Below are 25,567 nucleotides of genomic sequence, written 5' to 3'. Positions count from 1 at the left end.
GAATTGTCTGTGGCCTCAGGACGTCGCTACCTGGCGTTGGCAGTGGCAGTGACGGCGTTGTCACTGACTGCATGTACAGCCGATCCGCCGCCTCCGGTCGAGAGCACCGAAACCGTCAAGCCCACACCGACTCCGGTCGTTCCGGCGATGAAGCAGGTCACTGTGGCAATCGACGAGGTGGGAGGCGGATTCAACCCGCACCTGCTCGCGGATCAGTCGCCGGTCAACTCCGCAGTCGGCAACCTCGTACTGCCCAGTGCGTTTCGCCCGATCAATTCGCCCACACAACCTGGCGCGACGGAGTGGGCGATCGACGATTCTTTCCTCGTTTCCGCTGAAGTGACGTCGGAGGCCCCGTTCACGATTCGCTACCAACTGCGCAACGAAGCCCAATGGTCGGACGGCGCTCCCATTGCGGCAGAAGACTTTCGCTACCTGTGGCAGCAGATGATCTCGGTTCCCGGTGTGGTCAATCCCGCGGGCTATCAGATGATCGACGACGTGAACTCGTCCGGCGGCGGCAAAACGGTCAACGTCGTGATGCGTGCGCCGTATCCGGCATGGCGAGAGTTGTTCACCGATATTCTTCCGTCCCACCTGATCAAGGACACTCCCGGCGGTTTCAGCACCGGCCTGAGTGAGGGGATTCCGGTGTCGGGAGCCCACTTTCACGTGCGCTCGGTCGACCGCGGCCGGGACGAAATCGTGCTCGAACGCAACGACCGATTCTGGGGCAAGCCTTCAGACCCGGATCAGATAGTTCTGCGACGCGGAGGAACGGCTGCGCAGTTGGCGGATGCGCTGCGTACCGACGATGCCCAAGTGGCGCAGGTTCATTCGGGTAGTGCCACGGATATTCAGCTGTCTGCAATCCCGGGTGTCAGGACGGCATTCTCCTACGTTCCGCGCACTCTCGACATCAACGTGAACGGGCGAAGCAAGAACTTCGCGGATGTTCGGGTGCGTAAAGGTGTTCTGGGACTGCTCGATCCGGACCTGCTCGCCGTGGTGGCGGCAGGGAGTGAATCGGCGTCGGCCCCGGTGAAAGCTCAGATCCTCGCTCCGTCGGATCCGGGATATGCGCCCACCGCGCCGCCGAAACCGACCAGGGAGCAGGCGCTGGGCGAGCTGACTGCAGCCGGCTACCTGACGGCACCGCCCACCGGAATCGTCACGGGCACTGGAACGGTCGGATCGATCGTCCGTGACGGCGCCCAGTTGACGCTGCTGATCGGCGCTCCCGAAAACGACGACATCGCGATCGCCGTGGCAAACACCGCTGCCGACGAATTGCGTGACGTGGGAATCCTGGCGACCGTCGAATCGGTGGCGCCGGAGGAACTCTACGGCGAGGACCTGACGACAGGACGCGTCGACATGATCGTCGGTTGGAGCCGGGCAGGCGCCGACACGGCCACTTCGCTGGCCTCGCGGTTCAGTTGCCCGAGCGCACCTTCCACTCCGGCAACAAGTTCGGCAGTGCCCGCACCGACGCCGTCGCAGACACCGGAGCCCATCCGAACGACAAGCGTCGAGGCTCCGAGCAACCTGTCCGGGCTGTGTGATCCGGCGTTGCAAGGTCGGATCGACGAAGCGCTCAGTGGCATCGGGGATCTGGGGTCGTTGATCGCCGATGCGGAACCCAAGCTGTGGGATCTTGCGGCGGTTTTGCCGATCGTGCAGAGCCGAGCGCTGGTCGCGGTCGGGACCGGAGTCGAGGGCGTGGTCCTCGACGGGCCGGTGCAGGTGGGGATATTCGGAAACGCTACGGACTGGGTGAGGGTGGAAAAGTGACCGCGTCGGCGAAGCGACTTCTGTTGGTACACGCACATCCGGACGACGAAACGATCACCACCGGTGGCACCATCGCGCGATACGCGTCCGAAGGCGTCGAGGTCACAGTCCTCACCTGCACGTTGGGGGAGGAAGGCGAAGTGATCGGTGATGCGTGGGCCGGGCTCGTGGCTTCCGAGGCCGATCAACTCGGTGGCTACCGGATCGCGGAACTGAGCGCTGCTTTGTCGGCTTTGGGCAGTGCCGCTCCTCGCTTCCTCGCCGGTGCCGGTCGGTATCGCGACTCCGGAATGATCGGCACACCTTCGGCCGCCAATCCCCGTGCTTTTGTCAATGCTCGACTCGACGAAGCAGTCGGCGCGGTGGTCGCCGTCATTCGTGAGATTCGGCCGCACGTCGTGATCACGTACGACCCCAACGGCGGCTACGGGCACCCGGATCACATCCAGGCGCACGCGATCACGACAGCGGCCGTCGAAGCTGCAGGAACGACCGCGTATCCCGAGACCGGCGAGCCGTGGTCGACTCCGAAGTTCTACTGGACCGTGACCGAGCGCAGCGGACTCGAACGCGGCATCGCGGCGATTTCCGAGTTCCCGGAGAACTGGCGTCTGCCCGAGCCCGGGGAATTGCCGAGCGTCGAGGACACAGACGTGACGACGGCAATCGACGTTCGAGGCGTCATCGATGCGAAGGCGAGGGCATTGAGCGCCCACGCCACTCAGGTGACGGTAGCCCCGAGCCGAGCCGAGTTCGCATTGTCGAACAACGTGGTCCAACCGATCCTGACGGTCGAGCATTTCGTATTGGCCGCCGGCGCGCTCGGTCCGGTGGGTGAGGACGGCCGCGAGCGCGATCTGTTCGGCGGGCTGCACAGCTGACCTGGGCGTCGGCTCTCAGGCATTGCGATCGACGCCGTAGTGGTGTGTGATGCGTGTCACCGGATGGGTGGTCCTTTCGGTAACAGCAAAGCCTGGGGGCTGAAGAAATGTACAACTGGGACCTGCAGAACCAGATCGTCGCCTTCGTCGATTCGTTGCGTCCGATGGCTGGTTATTACCACGACTTGTATTACGGGTCGCTCTACGCATTCGCAGATCAGCAGAGTCATTTGCTGACTCTGCTCGGGTTCCCGCCGGTTCCCTGATCAGCTTCGTGCTTTTCGGGCGCGAGCCGGGGTGCTTGTCGGGAGGGACCCCGCGCTCGCGCGATGACGACCGATAGACCACTATCAAAACCATGACGACCGTCGAGAACAACACGGACGCCTCGACAGGAACGTCGCTGTCGTGGCTCGACCCTGTCATCCTCGGCGTCCTGATTTTCGACGGATTCTTGTGCGCGGTGTTGTCCGTCCTGTTCTTGCCGACTCATCTCGGTACGACGGCATTTCCCATCAGCATTCTCGTAGCCGCGACCGCGAACCTCGTATTGGTGATCGCCGCCCGCACGGTTACGACGCCGGGTAGGGCCGCATTGCCGCTCGCCGGTTGGATCGTCGGGTTCTTGGTGTGCATGGTGGGCGGCCCCGGCGGCGACGTACTCGTGCTTTCGTCCCCTCTGACCTTCCTGCTGCTGGTCGGTGCGATCGCTCCGGCCGCCGTTTTCCTCTTCAAAGTGGCGATCAACAGACTTGCCACCCTCAGCTCGCAATAGTTCTCGGCGCGCGCATAGGAAACTGACCCGTGCATAAGGGACACTCAGCCTGTGGCTGAACATGATTTGGCGGGTGCGACTATCGCCTTGACCGCAGAACGGCGTGTCGAAGAATTTGCGACGCTCCTCGAACGTCGAGGCGCGGAGATCGTGCGGACACCGGTGATCCATGTGCTGCCCTTGGTGGACGATCGAGACCTGAGGACTCAGACGTCCGCTTTGATTGCCGATCCTCCGGAATTGGTCGTGATCAGTACCGGGATCGGCTTCAGGGGTTGGCTCGACGCCGTCGCCTCGTGGGGTTTGACCGACGAGTTCCTCGGGGCTCTCGCCCACACGCGCATCATCGCCCGCGGCCCCAAGGCGACGGGCGCCATCCGAGGCGCCGGACTGCGCGAGGAATGGTCGCCTTCGGGTGAGTCGTCCGAGGAAGTTCTGGCACATCTCGGAAGCGAGGGAGTGGCAGGCTTGCGCATCGCAGTCCAGTTGCACGGCACCATCACCGAATGGGAGCCGTTGACGGACCTGAGCGCCTCCCTCGCCGACATCGGCGCGGTTGTCACTCCGGTATCGGTCTATCGGTGGATCCGGCCGCCGGATCAGTCGCCGGTCCGCGCGTTGGTCGCTGCAGTTCGTTCCGGTGCGATCGACGCGCTGACCTTCACCAGTGCCCCCGCGGTCTCCTCGATGCTCAGCACGGCAAAAGAAATGGGCGAGCTGGAGCGGTTCGTCGCAGCTATGCGCGGACCGGTACCGACCTACTGCGTCGGACCGGTGACGGCCGCCCCGCTGGAACTCCTCGGTGTTCCGACCATCCAGCCGGAGCGATCGCGTCTCGGTTCGCTGGCGCGGCTCATCATCGACGACCTGCCCACACGTCGCCACCGCCCGGAGTGACGGCTTCGATCAATGCCCACGCGTTCTCGGCGGGGAGATCGATCACCTCGTAGCTTCCGGTGCCGGCGGGCGTCGCGGCGACGACGGTTGCCACTCCCGCGCGTCGTTGGAAGAACGTCTCGCGCACCGTCCATCCGATGACACCTTCGGATTCGAGACTGTGACGCTGGCGATCGAGCGAGCCGTTTCGGGTGATCAACCATCCGGGTAGTACTGCGTGGCCGAGGCCGTTGTATCGGTCGTAGGCGAGGGCGGTGCCACCGATGGCGAGTACGGCGACCCCGAACCACGCGTAGATCGGTACATCGAGTCCAGAAGCCGCGCACGCCACACAGACCAGGAACGCCACCGCGGCGAGGAACAGTGCTCGGGTGTACCGGCGACGCCGCGCGGCCGGGCCGTGCGGGATCAGCGGGGCGGACGCCTGGCGTGAGTCACCGATCACGGTGGCCATCACTCGCTCGGCTTCCCTGCGCGGTCCCTGCGGGAGCAGTAGCGAAGATTCCTTCTTCTCGGCGCTGACCCCGGTCATGATGGCGTCGAGCCGCGCGCCGCGGGCCAATCGCAGCAGGAGCGGTTCCTTGAGCGTCGTGCCGCGGAGGCGGGCGCGGTCGAGTGTGGTTTGCCGAGTCTTCAACAGGCCGTGACTGACATGCAGGATGCGGCCGTTGTCGGTGAGTTTCATGTTGCCGAACGCGATCAGGTACTGGACGCAGGCGAGTGCACTCGACAGCACCAGCAGCACGACGAGTGCGATGACGACCATCAGTGCGATGCCGAGGCTCTCGAGTGAGTCGAAGCTGTCGCTTACTGCCGAGGATTTCGCGACGGCAGTGCCGATGCCGTATTGGAACGAGATGCCGATGATGGCTGCGATGATGGCGATTCCGGTGAACGAAAAGGGGGCGTAGCGAACCCAACTCGGTTCCCAGTGACCGATTTCGGTGTCGACCGGTTCGGTGATGTTTTCGACCGGCGTGCCCGGGGTTTCCAGTCGCCGTGCTTGCTGGGCGCCGGCCAACAGTGCGGCGCGTAGGTCCGGAACCAGGGCGGTCGACAGGGCGTTGAGCTCGAACTTGTTCGAATCGTGGCCGCTCCCGGCGCGCTGGCCGGTACCGATGCGCACGATCGACAGTCCGAGCAACCGGTGCATGACCCCGGCCTCGACGTCGACGGATCGGATGCGGCTACGCGGGACGGAGAGCAGCTTTTTCTGGAAGACCCCGGTGCGCAGTTGAACGTGGACGGGTCCGATTCGGTACGTGGTGGTGAAATACCGCAACAAACCGAAGATGACGAGCAGAGTGACGACGCCGAGTCCCCACCAGTGGTTTCCGGATTGGCTGCCGAGAACTACGGAGACGAGTAGGACCGGGAGCAGTTTGACGACTTCGTTGACGGGGTGGACCAGAAGCATGCGTCGGTCGAGGCGGAGCCAGGGCTGTTCCTCTTCCGCGGCCTCGGCAGCTGCCGTTTCCGCCTCTACCGGGATCTCGATCGCGGTCGGGTCGCCCAACTGTTTCTCGTTCACGTCGCGTCTCCCACGTTGGTACCCGCGATCTCCGTCAGTTGAGCCACCGTGCGGTCGGCGACTTCCTGGTCGAGTGCGGAGATCTTCACGGCCCCGGCCGACGACGCTGTCGTGACCGTGACGGTTGCCAGACCCAACATGCGGTCGATCGGTCCGCGCTCGGTGTCCACGGTCTGCACGCGCGAGATCGGTGCGATGCGTCGCTCCTGGGTGAACCAGCCGGTGCGGGTGTATACCGCGGTGTCACTGATCTCCCATCGGTGGACCCGATACCGCCACGCCGGGACCATCAGAATGTAGGTGGCAGCGAAGAGCACGGTGACTGCGAATACGGTGCCGACCACCCAGGACGGGATTCCGGGTATCAAGACGGCACAGACGATTTCGGCGACGATGACGGGTACCCAGAACAGTGAGGCAGTGATTGCCCACAGCCTCGGGGCTTTGGTGCTGGGTCGCCATAACGGGTCGGCCATGGTCAGCGGTTGCGGCGCAGTCATGGGCACTACTTTGGTCGAGTGAGGGGCGATCTGTCGACATCGGCCCTATCGTGGAGTGTGGCGACCGCGAAGGGAGCACGTGATGACCGAACAAGATGCGACATTCGACCCGGAGGCTCCGGAATCAGATGCGCTCGAACAATCGACACCCGTAGATCCGAACGCCCCTGAAGAACCCGATCTGACCGACATTCCGCTCGACGCGCCAGTGGCTGACGTGGTGGATCAACGAGTCGAGGTTGCGGTCGACGACGACTACCGGCCGTCGTGATCGAGGCGGTGTCGGGGCGGGGAGGCCGCCTACTTCTGGCACCGGGTGGCACTAGTCGTCCCACATGGCGCATGATCGCTAGGTGAACCGAACTGGTGATGACTCCGGCAAACCCACCATGCTTCCGATGCCAGGTATTTCCGCGTCCGCCTCGTCCAGTCCGTCGCCCGGCCCGTCAGCGTCGGCGATGCGGCGAGTTCTCCGTCGTGCACGCGACGGAGCGACCCTGAACGTCGACGAGGCGGCAACGCTGCTGCAGGCACGGGGAACCGATCTGACCGATCTGTGTTCTTCGGCGGCCAAGGTTCGCGATGCCGGTCTGCTGGCAGCGGGTCGGCCGAACACCGTGACGTATTCGCGGAAAGTCTTCATTCCGCTGACCCGTCTGTGCCAGGACAAGTGCCACTACTGCACATTCGTCACGGTGCCGGGGAAGCTGCGTGCCGCTGGGCACGGCATGTTCCTGGAACCGGACGAGGTTTTGGACATTGCCCGGGCAGGCGCCGAATTGGGCTGCAAGGAAGCGTTGTTCACGCTGGGGGATCGCCCCGAGGCTCGCTGGCCGGAAGCCAAGCAATGGCTGGACGAACGCGGCTACGACTCCACCCTCGACTACGTGCGAGCGATGTCGATCCGGGTACTCGAGGAGACAGGCCTGCTCCCACACCTCAATCCCGGTGTGATGAGCTGGCAGGAACTCTCGCGGCTCAAGCCCGTTGCGCCGTCGATGGGCATGATGCTCGAGACGACCGCAACCCGCCTGTTCACCGACAAGGGTGAATGCCACTACGGCAGCCCGGACAAGGACCCGGCGGTTCGGCTGCGCACCCTGACCGACGCAGGCCGACTGAACATCCCGTTCACCACGGGAATTCTTGTGGGCATCGGGGAGAACTTCCTCGAGCGTGCCGAGTCGATCATGGCGATACGCAAGTCGCAGAAGGCGTTCGGCCACATCCAGGAAGTGATCATTCAGAACTTCCTGGCCAAGCCTGATACCGCGATGCGCAATACGCCTGATGCGGGACTCGACGAGTTTCTCGCGGCCATCGCCGTCGCACGCCTGTTGCTCGGGCCGACGATGCGGATTCAGAGTCCGCCGAATCTCGTCTCGAACAGCGAGTGCCTCGCGCTGCTCGGCGCAGGCGTCGACGACTGGGGCGGGGTATCACCGTTGACCCCCGATCACGTCAACCCCGAGCGTCCGTGGCCGAACCTCGAGACCTTGGCCGAGATCAGCGCCGAGGGCGGCTTCATCCTGACCGAACGCACCGCAGCTCAGCCGGCGTATGTCTTGGCGGGGGCTCCGTGGATCGATCCGCGCATCGCAGGCCACGTGCAGGCGCTGGCGGATCCCAAGACCGGCCTCGCCCTGCCCGACACCAAGCCGGTGGGCCGGCCGTGGCAGGAACCGGACGAGTCGTGGGAATCGAGCGGACGCGTCGATCTCAATACCGAGATCGACACGGACGGGCGCAACACCGAGACCCGCAGTGACCTGGGCAGTGCGTTCGGCGACTGGGAGACCGTGCGCGAACAGGTCCTCGAACTCAGTGCTCCGATTCGCGTCGACACCGATCTGCTGGCTGCGCTCCGCAGTGCCGAACGCGACCCGGCCGGATGTTCCGACGACGAGTACCTGGCCCTTGCCACGGCGGAGGGCCCGGGCCTGGAAGCCGTTGTGGCACTGGCGGATGCGCTGCGCAAGGATGCCGTCGGCGAGGACGTCACCTACGTGGTGAACCGGAACATCAACTTCACCAACATCTGCTACACGGGCTGCCGATTCTGTGCGTTCGCGCAGCGCAAGGGTGACGCCGACGCGTTCACGCTGTCGGCAGAGCAGGTCGCCGACCGTGCGTGGGAAGCGCACGTCGCCGGCGCAACCGAGGTGTGCATGCAGGGCGGTATCGATCCGGAACTTCCCGTCACCGGTTACGCCGACCTGGTCCGGGCCGTCAAGAAGCGCGTGCCGTCGATGCACGTCCACGCGTTCTCTCCGATGGAGATCGTGAACGGTGCATCGCGCAGTGGTGAGAGCATCAGGGATTGGCTGACGGCCCTTCGTGAGGCGGGCCTGGACACCATTCCCGGTACGGCAGCGGAGATCCTCGACGACGAGGTGCGCTGGATCCTCACCAAGGGCAAACTGCCGACGGCGGAATGGATCGAAGTGGTCACCACGGCCCACGAGGTGGGGCTGCGGTCGAGTTCGACGATGATGTACGGGCATGTCGATCAGCCGCACCATTGGGTCGGGCACCTGAACGTTCTTCGCGGAATCCAGGACCGTACAGGCGGATTCACGGAGTTCGTGCTGCTGCCGTTCGTTCACCAGAGCGCGCCCCTGTACCTGGCGGGCGCTTCACGGCCAGGGCCGACCAATCGGGACAACCGCGCTGCACACGCGTTGGCACGCATCATGCTGCACGGCCGCATACCCAATATCCAGACCAGCTGGGTCAAACTTGGCATCACCGGAACGCAGATGATGCTCAACGGCGGCGCCAACGACCTCGGCGGAACGCTGATGGAAGAGACGATCTCGCGGATGGCCGGCTCCGAACACGGTTCCGAGAAGACCGTCGCAGAACTGCGCGCCATCGCCGAGGGAATCGGACGTCCGGCACGCGAACGAACCACCACACATGCACGACGCGAAGGAGCGATTGCCTGATGGCTGACGTACTGGGGGACCGCAAGGTCGTCGAGGTTCTCGATCGAGCGGTGTGGGGGATCAACCCGGTTCTCGACCTCGCCTACAGCGATCCGCTCGGTATCAAGCGTCGGACGTTCGAGCCGACCGATCCCGAGCGAAACGCTGCTGCGATGGTGTTGGACGCGGCCGCTTGGGTCCTCGACGTCGTCAAGTTCCCCGGGACGGCGGCGTGGTCGGTGATGACCGACGAGCAGCGCTCTAAGTGGTGGACGACCCGGTTGGGTGCACTCAACACCGTTGCCGTGGCGTTCCCCGGCATCTTCGGCGTCCTCCTCAATCGGTTGCCGATCCAGGACCTGCTGGCCTTCGCGAATCAGGCCGTTGTGCTCGTTGCGGTTGCTCGTGAACACGGAGTGACCGAACGGGATCAGCAGGTGGACCTCCTGGCGTCGGTGCTGTGCCGGCGTGAGACGAAGTCTCGAGAGCTTCTCACCGGAGAGGACTTCGCCGAGAAATCAGCCGGCGGCGCCGACGAGACCTGGCGCCCGTTCGCGCTCATCGGAACGTTGTGGCGCACGTCCAAGACTTTTCGTGCCATCACGGATGAGTTGCACAAGCGGCCGTCTCGGACAAAACCGTACGAGATCATCGGCAAGATTCCGGTGGTCGGCGTCGTGGCGGATTACCTCGGTGAGCGGGGCGCACTGGTACGCGCGGCCGCTCTGGGGGAGAAGTGGATCGCGATTCGGTCGAGGAACATCACCGCAGTAGGCTGAAATGTGTTACCCCCGCCTGCTCAGAGTCGGTCGGCAGGGGGATAATAGGCTGTTCCCGCGGTACGTGAGAGTCGTATCGGATTTTCGGCCCCTTGCAACTGCGTGTTGCGGCGGCGATGCACGACAGGAAGGCAGGGAGATCGGCAGTGACCTACACGATTGCTGAACCGTGTGTAGATGTGATGGACAAGGCGTGCATCGAAGAATGCCCTGTCGACTGCATCTACGAGGGTGGACGCATGCTTTACATCCACCCCGACGAGTGTGTCGACTGCGGCGCGTGTGAGCCTGTCTGTCCCGTCGAAGCCATCTTCTACGAAGACGACGTCCCGGACCAGTGGAACGCGTACATCAGCACCAACGTCGATTTCTTCGACGATCTCGGCTCACCGGGTGGAGCGGCCAAGCTCGGCAAGGTCGACTACGACACGCCGTTCATCAAGGCGCTGCCTCCCATGGGTGAGGAATAGAGATCTTGTCTCGTACTCCGGTGGCCGCTGGGCTTCCTGATTTTCCGTGGGATTCGCTCGCCGACGTCACGGCGAAGGCGCACTCTCATCCCGACGGCATCGTGAACCTGTCCGTGGGGACGCCGGTGGATCCGGTGGATCCGGTGATTCAGGAGGCTCTGGCCTCTGTTGCCGAGGTGCCCGGATATCCGACGACTCATGGCACGCTCGCGCTTCGCGAGGCCGTGGCGGAGTCACTGGATCGCCGCTACAACATTCCCGACGTCGATCCGGCAGCGGTGCTGCCGGCCATCGGTACCAAGGAAATGATCGCGTGGCTGCCGAAATTGCTCGGTCTCGGAGCCGACGATCTGGTGGTCATTCCGGAGTTGGCGTACCCGACGTACGAGGTCGCAGCGAAACTGGCAGGTGCTCGCGTCCTGCGCGCCGACGGCTTGAACAAGCTCGGTCCCGAGTCGGCGGCGATGATCTTCGTGAACTCGCCCTCGAATCCCACCGGCAAGGTGCTCGGCCTCGAGCACTTGCAGAAGGTCGTGGCCTGGGCGCGCGAGCGCGGCGCCATCGTCGTCTCCGACGAGTGCTACCTCGGATTGACGTGGGAAGCGGATGCGCTCTCCATTCTCGATCCTCGTGTCAACGACGGTGATCTGACCGGTTTGCTTGCGGTCCACTCACTTTCGAAGACGTCCAATCTTGCGAGCTATCGCGCCGGGTTCGTCACCGGTGATCCGGCTCTGGTGTCGGAACTGCTCGAGGTGCGCAAGCACGCGGGCATGATCCTGCCGCTACCGATCCAGGCGGCGATGACCGCAGCCTTGGGCGACGACCAACACGAGAACATCCAGCGCGAGCGGTACCGCGAGCGTCGTAGTGTGTTGATCGAAGCTGTTCGAGGCGCCGGATTCACCGTCGACAATTCCGAGGCAGGTCTGTACCTCTGGGCGACGCGCGGCGAGGAATGTCGAGCGACGGTCAGTTGGTTCGCCGATCGTGGGATCCTCGTTGCCCCTGGTGAGTTCTACGGACCGAGCGGGAGCAAGCACGTGCGGATCGCGCTCACTGCACCAGACGAACGAATCGCCGCGGCAGCAAAGCGCCTCTCCGCCTGAATCGTGTGCTTTCCCAGGTGTCAGGTTCCCTGATGTCGGTATCGGTCCGATGTAAGGTCGCGCTGTGACCACCTCAGGGACCGGCGGCTTGGACGCGGTACTGATTTTTGCTGTCGTTGCTGCCTCGGTTGCACTGATGCTCGTGTGGTTGAAAAGTCGTCGAGTTTTCGGAGAATTCCCACTCTCGGCAGCTCTCCTCTGGCTGATGGTTGCAGTGCCTTCCATCTTGCAGGCGGCGATGCCGGGACTGCTCGAGATGTTTCGTCGTGATCCCGCGTTGATTCGTGACGGGCAATGGTGGCGCATTCTGACCTCCGTGCTCGTTCAGGACGGAGGGGCCGCAGGAACTGTCACCAATCTCGCGACGCTGGCCGTGGTTGCACCGCTTGCGTTTCGGCTCTGGGGCGCCGCACGTGGCTGGGCTCTCTTCCTGCTCGGTCAACTGTTGTTCGGTTTGCTCACCACCGCAGTCTTCCCGTCGACCGGCGCAGGCAACTCCGGTGCCACGCTTGCTCTGGCAGCGGCGGCCGCGGGCATCGGCGTTCTGGTGCGCCCGCGAATGCCTGAGATTGTTCTGACGGTCGTGATTGTCGTCGGCGGCGCAACATTGGTGACGGTCGACGACGCACACGGATTCGCGGTGCTTTCCGGGGCGCTCTTGGGGGCTGCGCTGGTGACGCTGTTCCCTCCGCACTCGATGGACGCGCGTCGGGCAGGAGAAAGTTTGCGACCATCCGCGCTGTGAGATGCTGTCGTGGTGCTGCTGAGATCCTTGAACCCCCTTGCCGTTGCCCGCGGTGACGACCTCGATGACGCCGTGACGATCGGTGACACGGTTCTCTCGCGGAGTGCCATTCTCGGTGCCGCGACCTCGGTCGCGGAGCGAGTGGCGCAGGCCGATCGGGTTGCCGTATTGGCAACTCCCACAGCAAAAACGATTCTCGCCGTCGTCGGGGCGTTGATTGCCGGCGTCACCGTTGTGCCGGTCCCGCCGGACTCGGGGAAGGCTGAGCGAGAGCACATTCTGCGTGACTCCGGTGCCCAGGCGTGGCTCGGCGAAACGGACGACCACTGCGAAGGCCTGCCCGTGGTTCCCGTCCGATTGCACGCTCGCTCGTGGCACAGCTATCCCGAACCGGCACCGCAGTCCACAGCATTCGTCCTGTACACGTCCGGAACTACCGGCCCACCGAAGGGCGTTCTGCTCAGTCGCTCGGCTATCGCAGCCGGGCTCGACGCGCTCGCCGAGGCCTGGGACTGGACGTGGCGAGACACCCTCGTACACGGGCTTCCGCTCTTCCACGTGCACGGACTGATTCTCGGAATCCTCGGCCCCCTCCGGATCGGCAGCCGGGTGATCCACACCATCAAGCCGACGCCGGAAAACTACGCAAGGGCCAAAGGCTCCCTCTACTTCGGTGTCCCCACCATCTGGTCGCGTATCGCCGAAGACGAAGAAGCTGCCCGCGCGTTGTCCGGTGCCCGACTTCTGGTCTCCGGTAGTGCGCCGCTTCCCGTGCCGGTCTTCGAAAAGCTGCGGGAGCGAACAGGATTGACGCCCATCGAGCGTTACGGCATGAGTGAGACGATGCTGACCCTGAGCACGCGTTTCGACGGCGAGCGACGCCCGGGGTGGGTCGGCGTGCCGCTGCGCGGAGTCGAGACTCGTCTTCGTGACGAGAAGGGCAACGATGTGCCGCACGACGGCGAGAGTATCGGCGGCCTACAGGTACGTGGGCCGATGCTTTTCGACGGCTACTTGAACCGTCCGGACGCAACCGCCGAGTCCTGGACGGAGGACGGCTACTTCAAGACCGGTGACGTCGCCGTCATCGACGAGGGTGGGTTCCACCGAATCGTCGGCCGCGAATCCATCGACTTGATCAAATCCGGTGGATTCAGAGTCGGCGCCGGCGAGATCGAGACCGCCATCCTCGGGCACCCTTCGGTGTCCGAAGTTGCGGTGATCGGTGTCCCCGACGCCGATCTGGGGCAGCGGATCATCGCCGTCGTAGTCCGTAAGCCCGGGACTCCCGAGGTCACCGAAGCCGAATTGGTCGAGTTGGTCGGGGCGGAGTTGTCTGCGCACAAGCGTCCCCGTGAGGTTCGATTTGCCGAGACTCTGCCACGTAACGCGATGGGCAAGGTTCAGAAGCGTGAGCTGCTCTAGGCAGGTCAATTTGCTGAAAAGTCGCTGCGACGCTTGAAGGTTCGTGAATTCGGCCGGCCTGTCCCGAAATGTGGGCTCGCCGGTTCTCCGACGATTCAGCGCTAGTTGGAATTTCTGTGTTCTTGGCTACACTACCGCCCGGTAGGGACAGTTCCAGTCGCGCGCATACCGTCGGTATGCCTGAGTGCGAGTGGCCTCGGAAGGGCAGATTTCATGGCGGGCGGACGGCATTCGAGTCCTGACAGCGGGCGGTCGATCGGGTTCTACGCAGTGGGTGGGTTGGTTGCCGTCGCGGTAATCGCCACCGGGGTGGTGGTCTTCAAGGCAACACAGTCCGATTCCTGCGAGAGCGTCGACGAGTACTCGCTGGCAGCGGATCCTGCGATCGCGCCGGCAGTCACGGAGATCCTCGCAGAATCGTCGCCGGAGCAGACAGGCTGTTCGCGGATCACGGTTACCTCTGCGCTGCCCGGGGACGTTGCGGGAACCCTGGGTAAGGGCGTGGACGCGCCGGACATGTGGATACCGGATTCGACAGCGTGGGTGGGCAAAGCTGCATTGACGGCCAAGGGGCCGGTTGCTGCCGCGGGAGGTTCGATCGCCACCTCGCCTGTCGTTCTCGCCTCCGGCGGTGGCGAACAGTTTGCCAGTTGGCTCACGGCGCTTCAGGTTCCCGACCTGGCGTTGGGCAATCCGTTGTTCACAGCGGTTGCGTCGGCGCCCATTCTCGGAGCTCTCGCGGAGACCGGGGCCACCTCCGAATCCGTTCGAGCGGCACTCGTACCCCATGCGCAAGCGGAGAGTGTTCGTACCGAAGATCAGCCGGTAGGACAGAAGATGCTCACCGAATTGGTCAGCTCCGGAAAGGTCGGTGTTTCGACCGAGCAACAGGTCGTCGAGTTCACGAAGGCTGAGTCGAAGATTTCCGCGACAGTACCGGCGACGGGAACCATGATCATGGATTACCCCCTGGTTGTCAGTGCTTCGGCACCGGACCGGCACTACGCCGCAGCCAAGAAGAGTGACGTCATCGCCGAGCTGTTGCACAGTGAATCTGCTCAGGAAGTGCTGACGCGCAGCGGGTTCCGTACTTCCGGCGGTGGAGCCGTCGAAGGTGGGGTCGGTGACGTCACGGCACTGACCGTGTCCGAACAGTCGGTGGCCGATCAAACGCTGGGCGCTTGGGCTCTGATGGCCAAGCCGATCCGGACACTCGTTGCGATCGACGTGTCTGCGTCGATGGACTACCCGGCGGCAGGCGGCAAGACGCGCATGCAGTTGACCACTGCTGCTGCTCTGGCCGGCAATCAGGTCTTCCCAGACAGCGTCGCTGCCGGTCTCTGGGCGTTTTCCCAAGGTATGAACGGAACCCAGGACTTCCAGGAATTGGTGCCGATCAGGCGCTACGACACGATCGTCGACGGTGTGACTCAACGAAAGTTGATGGCAGATCAGGCGAACCGGCTCACCGAACTCAAACGTGGCGCCACAGGTTTGTACGACACGACGCTGGCCGCATTCCGTAAGGTTCAGGAATCGTACGATCCGCGAGCAGTCAACAGCGTCATCATCTTGACCGACGGTGCAAACGAAGATCCTGACAGCATCAGCCGTGAACAGTTGCTCGATGTTCTTGCACGCGAGCAGGATCCGGCGCGTCCGGTCATCATCGTCACCATCGGCATCACCGATGACGCAGATGCGGCGGCGCTCGCCGATATCTCCCGCGTGACGGGCGGTTCGACGTACATCGCTCGTGACCCCTCGGAGATTTCCGAGGTGTTCGTGAACGCATTGGCTCACCGAGGAACTTAGGCCGCATCCGGACTGGTCCAGGGTGCCGGAAGTGGCGGAGCCTCAGACGAATACCGGTGCCCGGTAGGTGTCGTTGTGGTGAAGGTGTGCCGGTTACCTGGTACAGGTTCGGCAGTCCAGTCCGAGCCCTGTTTCGCGTAATTGCATGCCGCACACAACCCGGCACCGTTGGCTGCGCTGGTGAGTCCACCCCTCGAGTGATCGCGAATGTGGTCGCGGTGGCGAACCGGCGCGTCGCACCACGGAGTACGGCAGCTTCGATCACGGAGTTCGATCAATCGCGCCAACCCCTTCGGGAAGGTTCTCGCCGTGGATTCCATTGCGGTCAGCGCGCCCGTATCGGGGCGTGCGTAGAGCTTTCGGACCGTTGCCACCGTTTCGGAGTCTTCGCTGGCCTTGGTGATCCATTCGCGTGCAATAGCGGCTGGTACAGGTCCGTACCCGTGGACGTACGCCGGGTCGGAATTTTCGCCCAACAATGACTGGTCGGAGACAACCAGATTCACGGTGACGGGTGTCGGTGTGGCGCGGCCGATTCCGGTAACCCGCTCGACCAGGAGATCAGCCATGATTTGCGCTCGGGTGCGCTTGTCCCCGCCGGCAAGTACGGAATCTGCGTCGCGCCTGAGCGTGGCGTGCACGGCGATACCTTCGGCCGCGGGAAGAAACACATTGAGCCAGCACATCGTGTCGGGCGCAGGCCGTGACGTCACTCGTCTGTCTCCCACGGCTTTGCGTGCTCGTCTGGCAACACTGTCGGAGTCTATTTCGGCAGCGCGTGCGCGGATTCTTTGTGTCAGTTGATGGTTGCCGCATCCGTCCAAGATTGCAGCGTCGCAGCAGAACTCGCGATCCAACGTAGCGCGATCCTGGGCGGTGAGACATGAAGTCTCGCGCATGAGGATCGTCGCCTGATGCTCACTGATGGAGCCGTCGACGAGTAGTCGAAGTGTGTGCGGCATCTCGTCGTTCAGTGCGCGGGCCAGGTTCAGATGCTGAGTTCCGAACCAAGCCGACTCTCGCCGTGCGAGGGCAATCTGCGCGTTGATTCCACGGCCTTGGTATGCGCGCGGCACTCCCCGTTCGCCGCGGTCGTTGCGGGTGAACGCGTCGAGATCGGCAGCCAGCAATGCCTGGGCACCAGCGCAACTGGCCTTCAACTCTTCCAATGCGCGCAGAAGATCCACGCGTGCTGCGTTGTCGATGGATCGATCCATGCTGGCGAGTGATGCCCGGAATTGTCCGATGGTCTCTTCGGATATCGCCTGTTTGGATATCGCCTGTCCAGATACTTGCGTCGTCACTTTTACCCCCCGGTAGTGTCGAACATACATTCGATACTAGCCTCGACAGCGAACGGACGCAACGCCTTTCTCCGTTGGCGTCTGAAAGTTCCGACAGTTCGGTTTTCGTGGTTGACTGGTCCTCATGATCGAGCTGAGGGGATTGACCAAGGTTTACGGACCGACGAAAGCGGTGGACGATTTGTCGTTCACGGTCAAGCCGGGCATCGTGACGGGCTTCCTGGGCCCGAACGGTGCCGGTAAGTCGACGACGATGCGGATGATCCTGGGTTTGGATCAGCCGACGTCGGGTGCGGCGTTGATCGAGGGCAAGCCGTACCGCGAGCTCAAGACGCCATTGCGGACTGTCGGTGCGTTGCTGGATGCGAAGTGGGTGCACCCCAATCGCAGTGCGCGTGCACATCTGCAGTGGATGGCTGCTTCGAACGGGATCCCGAAGTCCCGCGTCGACGAGGTGCTCGGGTTGGTCGGATTGTCCGAGGTGGCGGGCAAGAAGGCCGGCGGGTTCTCGCTCGGTATGTCGCAGCGTCTGGGGTTGGCGGGTGCGTTGTTGGGGGATCCGAAGGTGTTGTTGTTCGACGAGCCGGTCAACGGTCTCGATCCGGAGGGCATCGTCTGGATTCGTAAGTTCATGCAGCGGTTGGCGGCTGAGGGCCGCACGGTGTTGGTGTCGAGTCACCTTCTGTCGGAGATGGCGCTCACGGCGGAGCAGTTGGTGGTGATCGGTCGGGGTCGGTTGATTTCGGATTCGACGGTGGCGGAGTTCGTGGATCGTTCGTCGGAGTCGACGGTGCGGGTGCGTAGTCCTCAGCTCGATGCGTTGCGCAGTGTGTTGCTCTCGCAGGGGTTGACGGTGCGTGAGGACGGTTCCGGTGTTGCCCCGGCATTGGTGGTGGTGGATTCGACCACCGATGTGATCGGTGGGTTGGCTGGTTCGCAGGGGATCGTGTTGTACGAGTTGGCTTCTGTGCAGGGGTCGCTCGAGGATGCGTTCATGAAGTTGACCGGGGACGATGTCCAGTACCACGCATCCGGTGTCGATCCGGGTGTCGGTGCACACCACGCAAATACACAGCAGGCAAACACGCAGCAGGCAAACACGCAGCAGGCTATGGGAGGTGCACTGTAATGGCTGTTCTCAGTGCGGAACGTATCAAGATCACCACGACCAAGTCGCCGCTGTGGTGCACGATCATCATCATCGTGCTCGGGTTGGGACTCGCTACCGTTTTCGGACTGAGCGCCAAGTCGTCGCTCAGCAACCCCAACGGTGCAATGATGCCGACAGTGTCGGGGGCACTCAGTGGAGTGACCGGCTTCGGTGTGTTGGTTCTGATGATCATGGCGGCCCTCGCGATCACCAGCGAATATCGTTTCGGGACAATCCGAACCACATTCCAGGCAGTTCCGAACCGCGCCTCGGTGCTCATCGCCAAAGCGGGCCTCATCGGTGGGTTCGGAGCGGTGCTGACTCTCGTGTTGTCGTTCGGCGCCTTCGCCCTCACGAAGGCCACGGCAGGTGACGCCGGAAGATTCTTGACTCTGTCCGGCGACGAGAACTGGCGGGTCGTCTACGGAACACCGATCTACGCGTTCTTCTGCGTAGTTCTAGCCGTAGGAGTGGGCGCGTTGCTCCGGCAGTCTGCAGGTGCGATCGCGCTTCTGCTGTTGTGGCCCTTGCTGATCGAGAATCTTTTCAACCTGTTCGGAAGTATCGGCGAGAAGATCATGCCGTTCCTGCCGTTCATGAACGCCAACAATTTTCTCGGTTCCAGCGGTGGCGTCGATTTCCACTGGGGACCATGGGGCAGCCTGATCTACTTCGCCCTCTTCGTGCTCGTCGTATTCGGTCTCAGCATCGTCGTCGTGAACAGGCGGGATGCATAGGCACACGGATCAGACGGGCTGATTCTGCTTACGCCAACGGGCGTTCAGGAAACCCAATGCCGCGATCACGAGGAACAACACGGTGGTCGAGATCAACTGTGCACGGGCATCGGCGTCGAAGAGCATGAGGACGACGAACACACCGAGCATCGCGAGTGTCGCGTAGCTCAGATACGGGAACAGCCACATCCGAACCGTCAGCTTGCCCGACGCTTCGAGTTGTTTACGCAGTCGCAGATGCGAGACGACGATGAAGATCCAGATGACCAGCAGCGCAGCGCCGACTGCGTTGAGCAGGATGCCGAGCAGGTCGTCGGGGAGCAGCCAGTTGAGCAGGACGCTGACGAAGCCGAAGAACACCGACAGCAGAACGGCATTGGTCGGAACTCCGGTGCTCGACAATTTCGCCATGAAGGCGGGTCCGTCGCCGCGGCGCGAAAGTGAGAACGCCATGCGAGAGGTGCCGTAGATGTTGGCGTTGAAGGCGGAAAGCAACGCCACCACTACGACGAGTTCCATGAACCCGGCAACGCCTGGAATGTTCGCCTTGTTCAGGACGGCCACAAACGGGCCGCTCTCGAGTTCGGGGTCGTTCCAGGGCAGCACCAGAACCATGATCGAGATGGCGCCGATGTAGAAGACGCTGATGCGCCACACGACGCTCCGGACAGCGACGGCGATGGAGCGTTCCGGATTCTCGGATTCGGCTGCGGCGATGGTGACGATCTCGATCCCACCGAAGGCGAATGCCACGACGAGAAGTCCTGCGGCAATGCCGGACAGCCCGTTGGGCATGAAGCCGCCCTGGCCGAACAGATTGCTCGTACCGACCGGGTCGGTATCGGGCAGGAGGCCGAACACCAGCAGTACACCGATGATCAGGAAGCCGATGATGACGGTGACTTTGATTGCGGCGAACCAGAACTCGAACTCACCGAAGTTGCTGACTTTCGCCAGGTTCACCACGGCGAAGAACACCACGAAAACCAGGGCGACAACCCATTGCGGGATCGACGGCACCCAGTCGTTCACGATCGCCGAAGCCCCGGTGATCTCGGCGCCCAGCACCATGATCAGCATGAACCAGTAGAGCCAGCCCATCACGAAGCCGGCCCACTCGCCGATCCCCAGGCGCGCGTAATGAGAGAAGGAACCGCTGGCCGGGATCGCGGCGCCCATCTCGCCGAGCATTCGCATCACGAACACCACGACGGCGCCCGCAAGGATGTAGGAGATCAGGACGGCCGGGCCGGCCTTGGCGATACCGACGCCGGTTCCGAGGAACAGGCCGGCGCCGATGGCCGAGCCCAAGCCCATCATCGTCAGATGGCGGACCTTGAGACCGTGGCCGAGAGCAGTGGTTGTTCCGTCGGAGACGTCGGTGCTACTCATCAGTCGTTAGCGTGCAAAGCAGCGTTCAGCTCGACGCCGGTGCCCTTCCACGGCACGACCTCGACGGCACCCGAGACCGAGTTACGACGGAAGAGAAGGTTCGACTTGCCGCTCAGTTCCTTGGCCTTGACGACGGTTCCGTCCGGGCCGGTGACCTTGGTGCCGGCGGTGACGTAGAGGCCCGCTTCGAGGACGCAGTCGTCGCCGAGCGAAATGCCGAGGCCGGCGTTTGCACCGAGGAGGCAGCGCTTGCCGAGGGAGATCGTTTCCTTGCCTCCACCGGAGAGGGTGCCCATGATCGAGGCGCCGCCGCCCACATCGGATCCGTCGTCGACGACGACGCCCGCGGAGATGCGGCCTTCGACCATCGAGTTGCCGAGGGTGCCGGCGTTGAAGTTGACGAAGCCCTCGTGCATGACGGTCGTTCCGCTGGCGAGGTGTGCACCGAGTCGGACACGGTCCGCGTCACCGATGCGAACTCCGGACGGCACGACGTAGTCGACCATGCGGGGGAACTTGTCGACGCTGAACACGGTCACGACGCCGCGGATGCGCAGACGCGAGCGAACCTGCTCGAAACCTTCGACGGCGCACGGGCCGAAGTTGGTCCACACGACGTTGCTGAGCAGGCCGAACTGGCCGTCGAGGTTGACACCGTGGGGTGCGACGAGACGGTGCGAGAGGAGATGGAGGCGCAGGTAGACGTCATGTGCGTCGACCGGCGCCTTGGAGAGATCGGCGATGGTGGTGCGCACGACGACCTGCGATACCTCGCGAGCGTCGTCAGTGCCTGCCAGCAGTGCAAGATCGGAAGGAATATCTGTTCCCTCGACGTTCTCGGTACCGGTCTTGTCGAATGTTCCCAGCTCCGGTGCCGGGAACCAGGTGTCGAGGACGGTTCCGTCCGCGGTCACGTTGGCGATACCTACTGCTGTTGCTCCCTGTGCGCTCACGGAACTAGAGATTACTGGGTGGTGGGTGCACCGGCCTAGGCTGGTGCGTGTGAGCATCCTCGATCTTGCTTCGGACCCCATCGACTTGACGGCCGCCCTGGTCGACATCCCCAGCGTCTCGCACGACGAATCCGTCATTGCGCAGGCTGTCGAGGATGCGCTGCGTGAGCAGACTTCGGGCTTCGAGATCATCCGCAACGGCAATGCCGTGTTGGCGCGTACGTCGCGTGGTTTGCCCAGTCGGGTCATGCTCGCCGGACATCTGGATACGGTGCCGATCGCGGACAATGTTCCTTCGCGGCGTGACGGCGACATCCTGCACGGCTGCGGGACCGTGGACATGAAGTCGGGCGACGCGGTCTTCCTGCACCTTGCGGCCACCATCGAGAACCTGGCCCACGATCTGACCCTCGTCTTCTACGACTGCGAAGAGATCGCCGCAACGTACAACGGCCTGGGACGGATCGAACGCGAGATCCCGCAATGGCTCGCGGCGGACGTCGCAATTCTCGGTGAGCCGACGGCCGGTTTCATCGAGGCCGGGTGTCAGGGCACGATGCGGGTGCGGTTGACGGCTTCGGGAACTCGCGCCCATTCGGCCAGGTCCTGGCTGGGGGACAATGCCATTCACAAGTTCGGCGGAGCGTTGGAGCGGTTGTCGAGTTACCAGCCGCGCTCGGTCGACATCGACGGTTGCGGCTACCGCGAGGGCTTGTCGGCGGTGCGGATCTCCGGTGGCGTCGCCGGAAACGTCGTCCCGGACGAAGCCGAGATGGACGTCAATTTCCGATTCGCGCCCGATCGCAGCGAGGTACAAGCCGAGGCGCACGTGCGCGAAGTGTTCGACGGTCTGGGCCTCGGATTCGAGGTCACCGACTCCTCGCCCGGCGCGCTGCCCGGCTTGGCGAACCCGTCCGCTGCCGCCCTGATCGAGGCGGCCGGTGGTCAGTTCCGTGCGAAGTACGGGTGGACCGACGTGTCCAGGTTCTCGGCGCTCGGCATTCCTGCCGTGAACTACGGACCGGGTGATCCGAACCTCGCGCACAAGCGCGACGAGCACGTTCCGGTGCAGCAGATCACCGACGTCGCGGCCGTGCTGAGGAAGTATCTGTCGGCCTGACCGTTAGCCTTGCCGCATGGCACCAGAGAAGAATTCGGCTTCGAAGAAGCAGAGCTCGTCGATCAAGCACCGCGGGCCGGTTCAGCTTCGACGCAAGCGCAAGGACGAGAAGACCACGACGGATCAGCGCTTGCTCGACAAGCGCGGACCCACGGATTGGGTACACACCGATCCGTGGCGTGTGCTGCGTATCCAGAGCGAATTCATCGAAGGTTTCGGCGCACTCGCCGAGGTCCCGCGTGCGGTGACGGTGTTCGGTTCGGCCCGCACCACGGTCGATCATCCCGAGTACCAATCCGGGCGCGAGCTGGGAACGGCGTTGGCCGAGGCCGGGTACGCCGTCATCACCGGTGGTGGGCCAGGAGTGATGGAAGCTGCCAACCGCGGTTGCAGCGAGGCCGGCGGGTACTCGATCGGCCTCGGCATCGAGTTGCCGTTCGAGCAGGGACTCAACGAGTGGGTGGATCTCGGAATCAACTTCCGGTACTTCTTCGCACGCAAGACGATGTTCGTGAAGTACTCCCAGGCATTCATCTGCCTGCCGGGTGGCTTCGGAACACTCGACGAGCTGTTCGAGGCACTCACCCTGGTGCAGACCCACAAGGTCACGCGCTTCCCGATCGTCCTGTTCGGTACCGAGTACTGGTCCGGACTCGTCGATTGGATCCGCGGCACCCTCGAGCGTGACGGCAAGATTTCCGAAGGTGACGTGAACTTGCTGCACGTCACCGACAGCGTGGAAGAAGCAGTACGAATCGTCCTCAACGCCGACAAGGGCGTCGACGAGGCCGCAGATCTGGGGAAAGAAGAAGAATGGTGACCGATTCCGACAAGAAGTACTCGATCTGCGTCTACTGCGCGTCGGGTCCGGTGGACGAATCGTTCCTGGCGTTGGCTGCCGAGGTGGGAACCGCGATCGGTCGACGCGGATGGCAGTTGGTCTCGGGTGGCGGCAACGTGTCGATGATGGGCGCTGTCGCCGAGTCCGCTCGCGCGGCGGGTGCCTGGACCGTCGGCGTCATCCCGAAGGCCTTGGTCCACAAGGAAGTTGCCGACGTCGATGCCGACGAGCTGATCGTCACGGACACCATGCGCGAACGCAAGAAGCTGATGGAAGACCACGCCGACGCGTTCATCACGCTGCCCGGCGGAATCGGGACGCTGGAAGAGTTGTTCGAGACGTGGACAGCCGGCTACCTGGGAATGCACGAGAAACCTGTCGTGATGCTCGATCCCGTCGGCCACTTCACCGGCCTGCTCGAGTGGTTGAACAAGCTCGACGGGACCGGCTTCGTCGGGCGTCAGGCGCTGGACACTCTGCTGGTGAGGACGGACGTCGAGGCCGCGCTCGACGCGTGCGTCAAATGCTGATCAGACGCGTGCGTGAAACCCTGACCTGGGGCATGGCGGGCTTTATTACCGTGCAGTAAGGTGGCCGCAGACTGGGCGGCCGAATGGGCGCCGGATACGTGTTAGGGGAGCCATGAGTTCGGAAGCCCGTTCGACCGTCGGCCTGCTCGATCTGGCGGCAAAACTGCCGTCGATGATCACCGAGGTGCCGATCCTGGCGCGGGGGGCCGCCGGGCTCACCCGTAAGCCTTCGGCCAAGGAATCGATCGGGTTGATCTTCCAGAAGGCCGCGCACGCGCACCCGTCGCGCCCGTTCATCCGGTTCGAGGGCCACGCGACCAGTTACGCGGAAGCCAACGAACTGGTGAACCGCTACGCGGACGTTCTCCGCGGCCGAGGAGTCGACCGCGGAGACGTCGTCGGAGTGCTGGCAAAGAACACTCCCGAAGCGCTGCTGATCGCCTTGGCCGCGGTAAAACTCGGCGCGGCAGCGGGCATGCTGAACTACAACCAGCGCGACGACGTTCTGGCACACAGCCTTACTCTCCTCGATGCGCGGGTCCTGGTGGTCGCCGACGAGTGCGAAGAAGCCCTCGAATCGTTGCCCGCCGGATTTAGCGGACCGAACCAACTTCTCGTCAGCGAACTCGCGGATCTTGCGAAGACGGCTGATCCGTCCAACCCCGCGGTCACCGCCGAGGTGCTGGCAAAGGAGAAGGCGTTCTACATCTTCACCTCGGGCACCACCGGAATGCCCAAGGCCAGCTTGATGACTCACTTCCGTTGGTTGAAGTCGATGTCGGGGCTCGGGTTGATGGGCGTGCGCTTGCGCGGCTCGGACACCCTGTACTGCTGCCTGCCGCTCTACCACAACAACGCGTTGACGGTCTCGCTGTCCTCGGTGCTCGCGTCCGGTGCGACAATCGCGATCGGACGTCAGTTCTCGGCCTCGCGGTTCTGGGACGACATCGCACTCAACAAGGCGACCGCGTTCACCTACATCGGCGAACTGTGCCGCTATCTGCTCAACCAGCCGGTCAAGCCGACCGACAGCGACAATGCTGTTCGGCTGATGGTGGGTAACGGTCTGCGCCCTGAGATCTGGGCCGAATTCACCCAGCGGTTCGGCATACCCCGCGTCGCCGAGTTCTACGGTGCGAGCGAATGCAACATCGCGTTCGTCAACGCACTCAACGTCGACAAGACGGCAGGCATCTGCCCGTTGCCGCACGCCGTCGTGGAGTTCGACGAGGACACCGGAAAAGCGTTGCGTGGAGCCGACGGTCGACTCCGCAAGGTTTCCACGGGTCAGGTCGGACTCCTGCTGTCGAAGGTCACCGACCGGGCGCCTTTCGACGGTTACACCGACGAAGCGGCGAGCAACAGCAAACTGGTGCGCGGCGGATTCAAGGACGACGACACCTGGTTCGACACCGGAGACCTGGTGCGCAAGCAGGGATGGGGCCACGTCGCCTTCGTCGACCGTCTCGGCGACACCTTCCGTTGGAAGGGAGAGAACGTCGCCACCACGGAGGTCGAGGGCGCGCTGAGTTCGCACCCGGCCGTCGAGGAAGCAGTTGTCTACGGCGTCGAGATTCCGGGCACCGACGGGCGCGCGGGCATGGCTGCGGTGAAGTTACGTGACAGTCAGAGTTTCGAGGGCAGCGAAGTCGCGGCTCATCTCTACGGCAAGCTTCCCAACTACGCGGTCCCGCTGTTCATCCGCATCGTCGACTCACTCGAACACACCAGCACTTTCAAGTCGCGCAAGGTGGAATTGCGCAACGAGGGCTACGACGTCGGCGCCGACACTCTGCACGTTCTCGAAGGCCGTGAGGGTGGTTACGTGGACTCGTACGACGAATACGTCGGAAAGGTCGCGGCGGGCTCGGTACCCAAGGGCTAGACCGAGT

At 63.4% G+C, this 25,567-nt stretch carries 24 protein-coding genes; 19 read left to right on the top strand and 5 right to left on the bottom strand.

Features of this window, described 5'->3' with window-relative positions; all coding sequences use genetic code 11:
• Positions 1–9 precede the first annotated feature (9 nt).
• The 5 genes from GN300_RS01360 to GN300_RS01340 all read left to right on the top strand — a co-directional run bounded on the left by GN300_RS01360 (position 10) and on the right by GN300_RS01340 (position 4,347).
• Complete coding sequence (locus tag GN300_RS01360; protein WP_030536226.1) at positions 10–1,794, top strand: ABC transporter family substrate-binding protein; 1,785 nt, start codon at positions 10–12, stop codon at positions 1,792–1,794.
• A complete protein-coding gene (gene mshB, locus GN300_RS01355; RefSeq protein WP_007726273.1) occupies positions 1,791–2,675 on the top strand; it encodes an N-acetyl-1-D-myo-inositol-2-amino-2-deoxy-alpha-D-glucopyranoside deacetylase in 885 nt (294 codons plus the stop codon). Before GN300_RS01360 ends, mshB begins: the two co-directional genes overlap by 4 nt.
• A 107-nt stretch (positions 2,676–2,782) precedes the next feature.
• A complete protein-coding gene (locus tag GN300_RS01350; protein ID WP_003945210.1) occupies positions 2,783–2,941 on the top strand; it encodes a hypothetical protein in 159 nt (52 codons plus the stop codon).
• A 92-nt stretch (positions 2,942–3,033) separates the two neighbouring features.
• Positions 3,034–3,450: a hypothetical protein gene (locus GN300_RS01345; RefSeq protein WP_030536224.1), complete on the top strand. Its 417-nt coding sequence runs from the start codon at positions 3,034–3,036 to the stop codon at positions 3,448–3,450.
• Positions 3,451–3,501: 51 nt separating this feature from the next.
• On the top strand, positions 3,502–4,347 hold the full coding sequence (locus tag GN300_RS01340) for a uroporphyrinogen-III synthase (RefSeq protein WP_030536223.1): 846 nt from the start codon (positions 3,502–3,504) through the stop codon (positions 4,345–4,347).
• On the opposite strand, the gene GN300_RS01335 is transcribed toward GN300_RS01340, so the two are convergent.
• Positions 4,307–5,878 (bottom strand): PH domain-containing protein, encoded by a 1,572-nt coding sequence (locus tag GN300_RS01335; RefSeq protein ID WP_082845820.1) that lies wholly within the window; start codon positions 5,876–5,878, stop codon positions 4,307–4,309. The two genes, GN300_RS01340 and GN300_RS01335, sit on opposite strands and share 41 nt — an antisense overlap.
• Positions 5,875–6,378 (bottom strand): PH domain-containing protein, encoded by a 504-nt coding sequence (locus GN300_RS01330; RefSeq protein WP_007726268.1) that lies wholly within the window; start codon positions 6,376–6,378, stop codon positions 5,875–5,877. The genes GN300_RS01335 and GN300_RS01330 overlap by 4 nt, the downstream gene beginning before the upstream one ends.
• A gap of 82 nt (positions 6,379–6,460) precedes the next feature.
• On the opposite strand from GN300_RS01330, the gene GN300_RS01325 reads away from it, so the two are divergent.
• The 8 genes from GN300_RS01325 to GN300_RS01290 all read left to right on the top strand — a co-directional run bounded on the left by GN300_RS01325 (position 6,461) and on the right by GN300_RS01290 (position 15,648).
• Positions 6,461–6,649 (top strand): hypothetical protein, encoded by a 189-nt coding sequence (locus tag GN300_RS01325; RefSeq protein ID WP_003945217.1) that lies wholly within the window; start codon positions 6,461–6,463, stop codon positions 6,647–6,649.
• Positions 6,650–6,767: 118 nt separating this feature from the next.
• The gene (locus GN300_RS01320) at positions 6,768–9,326 is read left to right on the top strand and encodes a bifunctional FO biosynthesis protein CofGH (protein ID WP_063316832.1); all 2,559 of its coding nucleotides are present in this window, start codon (positions 6,768–6,770) and stop codon (positions 9,324–9,326) included.
• The gene (locus GN300_RS01315; RefSeq protein WP_003945247.1) at positions 9,326–10,084 is read left to right on the top strand and encodes a hypothetical protein; all 759 of its coding nucleotides are present in this window, start codon (positions 9,326–9,328) and stop codon (positions 10,082–10,084) included. The genes GN300_RS01320 and GN300_RS01315 overlap by 1 nt, the downstream gene beginning before the upstream one ends.
• Before the next feature lie 146 nt (positions 10,085–10,230).
• Positions 10,231–10,554, top strand: coding sequence for a ferredoxin (gene fdxA, locus GN300_RS01310; RefSeq protein WP_003945248.1), 324 nt, complete (start codon positions 10,231–10,233; stop codon positions 10,552–10,554).
• A 5-nt stretch (positions 10,555–10,559) separates the two neighbouring features.
• Positions 10,560–11,663: a succinyldiaminopimelate transaminase gene (gene dapC / locus GN300_RS01305; protein WP_063316833.1), complete on the top strand. Its 1,104-nt coding sequence runs from the start codon at positions 10,560–10,562 to the stop codon at positions 11,661–11,663.
• Between the two features lie 64 nt (positions 11,664–11,727).
• Positions 11,728–12,408: a hypothetical protein gene (locus tag GN300_RS01300; RefSeq protein ID WP_007726255.1), complete on the top strand. Its 681-nt coding sequence runs from the start codon at positions 11,728–11,730 to the stop codon at positions 12,406–12,408.
• Positions 12,409–12,420: 12 nt separating this feature from the next.
• Positions 12,421–13,833 (top strand): acyl-CoA synthetase, encoded by a 1,413-nt coding sequence (locus GN300_RS01295; protein WP_063316869.1) that lies wholly within the window; start codon positions 12,421–12,423, stop codon positions 13,831–13,833.
• A 213-nt stretch (positions 13,834–14,046) separates the two neighbouring features.
• Complete coding sequence (locus tag GN300_RS01290) at positions 14,047–15,648, top strand: substrate-binding and VWA domain-containing protein (protein WP_063316834.1); 1,602 nt, start codon at positions 14,047–14,049, stop codon at positions 15,646–15,648.
• Here GN300_RS01290 and GN300_RS01285 read toward each other — a convergent pair.
• Entirely contained in the window at positions 15,645–16,865 is a 1,221-nt protein-coding gene (locus tag GN300_RS01285; protein WP_233405557.1) for an HNH endonuclease signature motif containing protein, read from the bottom strand. The two genes, GN300_RS01290 and GN300_RS01285, sit on opposite strands and share 4 nt — an antisense overlap.
• Positions 16,866–17,076: 211 nt before the next feature.
• Between GN300_RS01285 and GN300_RS01280 the strand changes: the two genes are divergently transcribed.
• Together GN300_RS01280 and GN300_RS01275 are read left to right on the top strand one after the other, a co-directional pair.
• A complete protein-coding gene (locus GN300_RS01280) occupies positions 17,077–18,081 on the top strand; it encodes an ABC transporter ATP-binding protein (protein ID WP_063316836.1) in 1,005 nt (334 codons plus the stop codon).
• A complete protein-coding gene (locus GN300_RS01275; RefSeq protein ID WP_063316837.1) occupies positions 18,081–18,839 on the top strand; it encodes an ABC transporter permease in 759 nt (252 codons plus the stop codon). The genes GN300_RS01280 and GN300_RS01275 overlap by 1 nt, the downstream gene beginning before the upstream one ends.
• A 9-nt stretch (positions 18,840–18,848) precedes the next feature.
• Here the strand turns inward: GN300_RS01275 and GN300_RS01270 are convergent, their stop codons facing one another.
• Positions 18,849–20,231, bottom strand: a complete 1,383-nt coding sequence (locus tag GN300_RS01270; protein ID WP_063316838.1) for an amino acid permease — start codon at positions 20,229–20,231, stop codon at positions 18,849–18,851.
• The gene (gene dapD, locus GN300_RS01265; RefSeq protein ID WP_019749368.1) at positions 20,231–21,184 is read right to left on the bottom strand and encodes a 2,3,4,5-tetrahydropyridine-2,6-dicarboxylate N-succinyltransferase; all 954 of its coding nucleotides are present in this window, start codon (positions 21,182–21,184) and stop codon (positions 20,231–20,233) included. Before dapD ends, GN300_RS01270 begins: the two co-directional genes overlap by 1 nt.
• A gap of 49 nt (positions 21,185–21,233) precedes the next feature.
• Here dapD and dapE point away from each other — a divergent pair, with 49 nt between their 5' ends.
• From dapE to GN300_RS01245, 4 genes are all read left to right on the top strand, one after another.
• Positions 21,234–22,304 (top strand): succinyl-diaminopimelate desuccinylase, encoded by a 1,071-nt coding sequence (gene dapE / locus GN300_RS01260; protein ID WP_030536946.1) that lies wholly within the window; start codon positions 21,234–21,236, stop codon positions 22,302–22,304.
• Between the two features lie 16 nt (positions 22,305–22,320).
• Positions 22,321–23,124, top strand: a complete 804-nt coding sequence (locus tag GN300_RS01255) for a TIGR00730 family Rossman fold protein (protein WP_003945176.1) — start codon at positions 22,321–22,323, stop codon at positions 23,122–23,124.
• Positions 23,118–23,675 carry a TIGR00730 family Rossman fold protein gene (locus GN300_RS01250; RefSeq protein ID WP_063316839.1) on the top strand — a complete coding sequence of 186 codons (558 nt, stop codon included), beginning with the start codon at positions 23,118–23,120 and terminating at the stop codon, positions 23,673–23,675. Before GN300_RS01255 ends, GN300_RS01250 begins: the two co-directional genes overlap by 7 nt.
• A gap of 112 nt (positions 23,676–23,787) precedes the next feature.
• The gene (locus GN300_RS01245; RefSeq protein WP_058037423.1) at positions 23,788–25,560 is read left to right on the top strand and encodes a long-chain-acyl-CoA synthetase; all 1,773 of its coding nucleotides are present in this window, start codon (positions 23,788–23,790) and stop codon (positions 25,558–25,560) included.
• Positions 25,561–25,567: the final 7 nt, after the last annotated feature.

The organism is Rhodococcus sp. Ni2, assembly GCF_021352185.1.
Lineage (GTDB): Bacteria > Actinomycetota > Actinomycetes > Mycobacteriales > Mycobacteriaceae > Rhodococcus_F > Rhodococcus_F qingshengii.
This window is presented reverse-complemented; position numbering and strand designations above follow the sequence as displayed.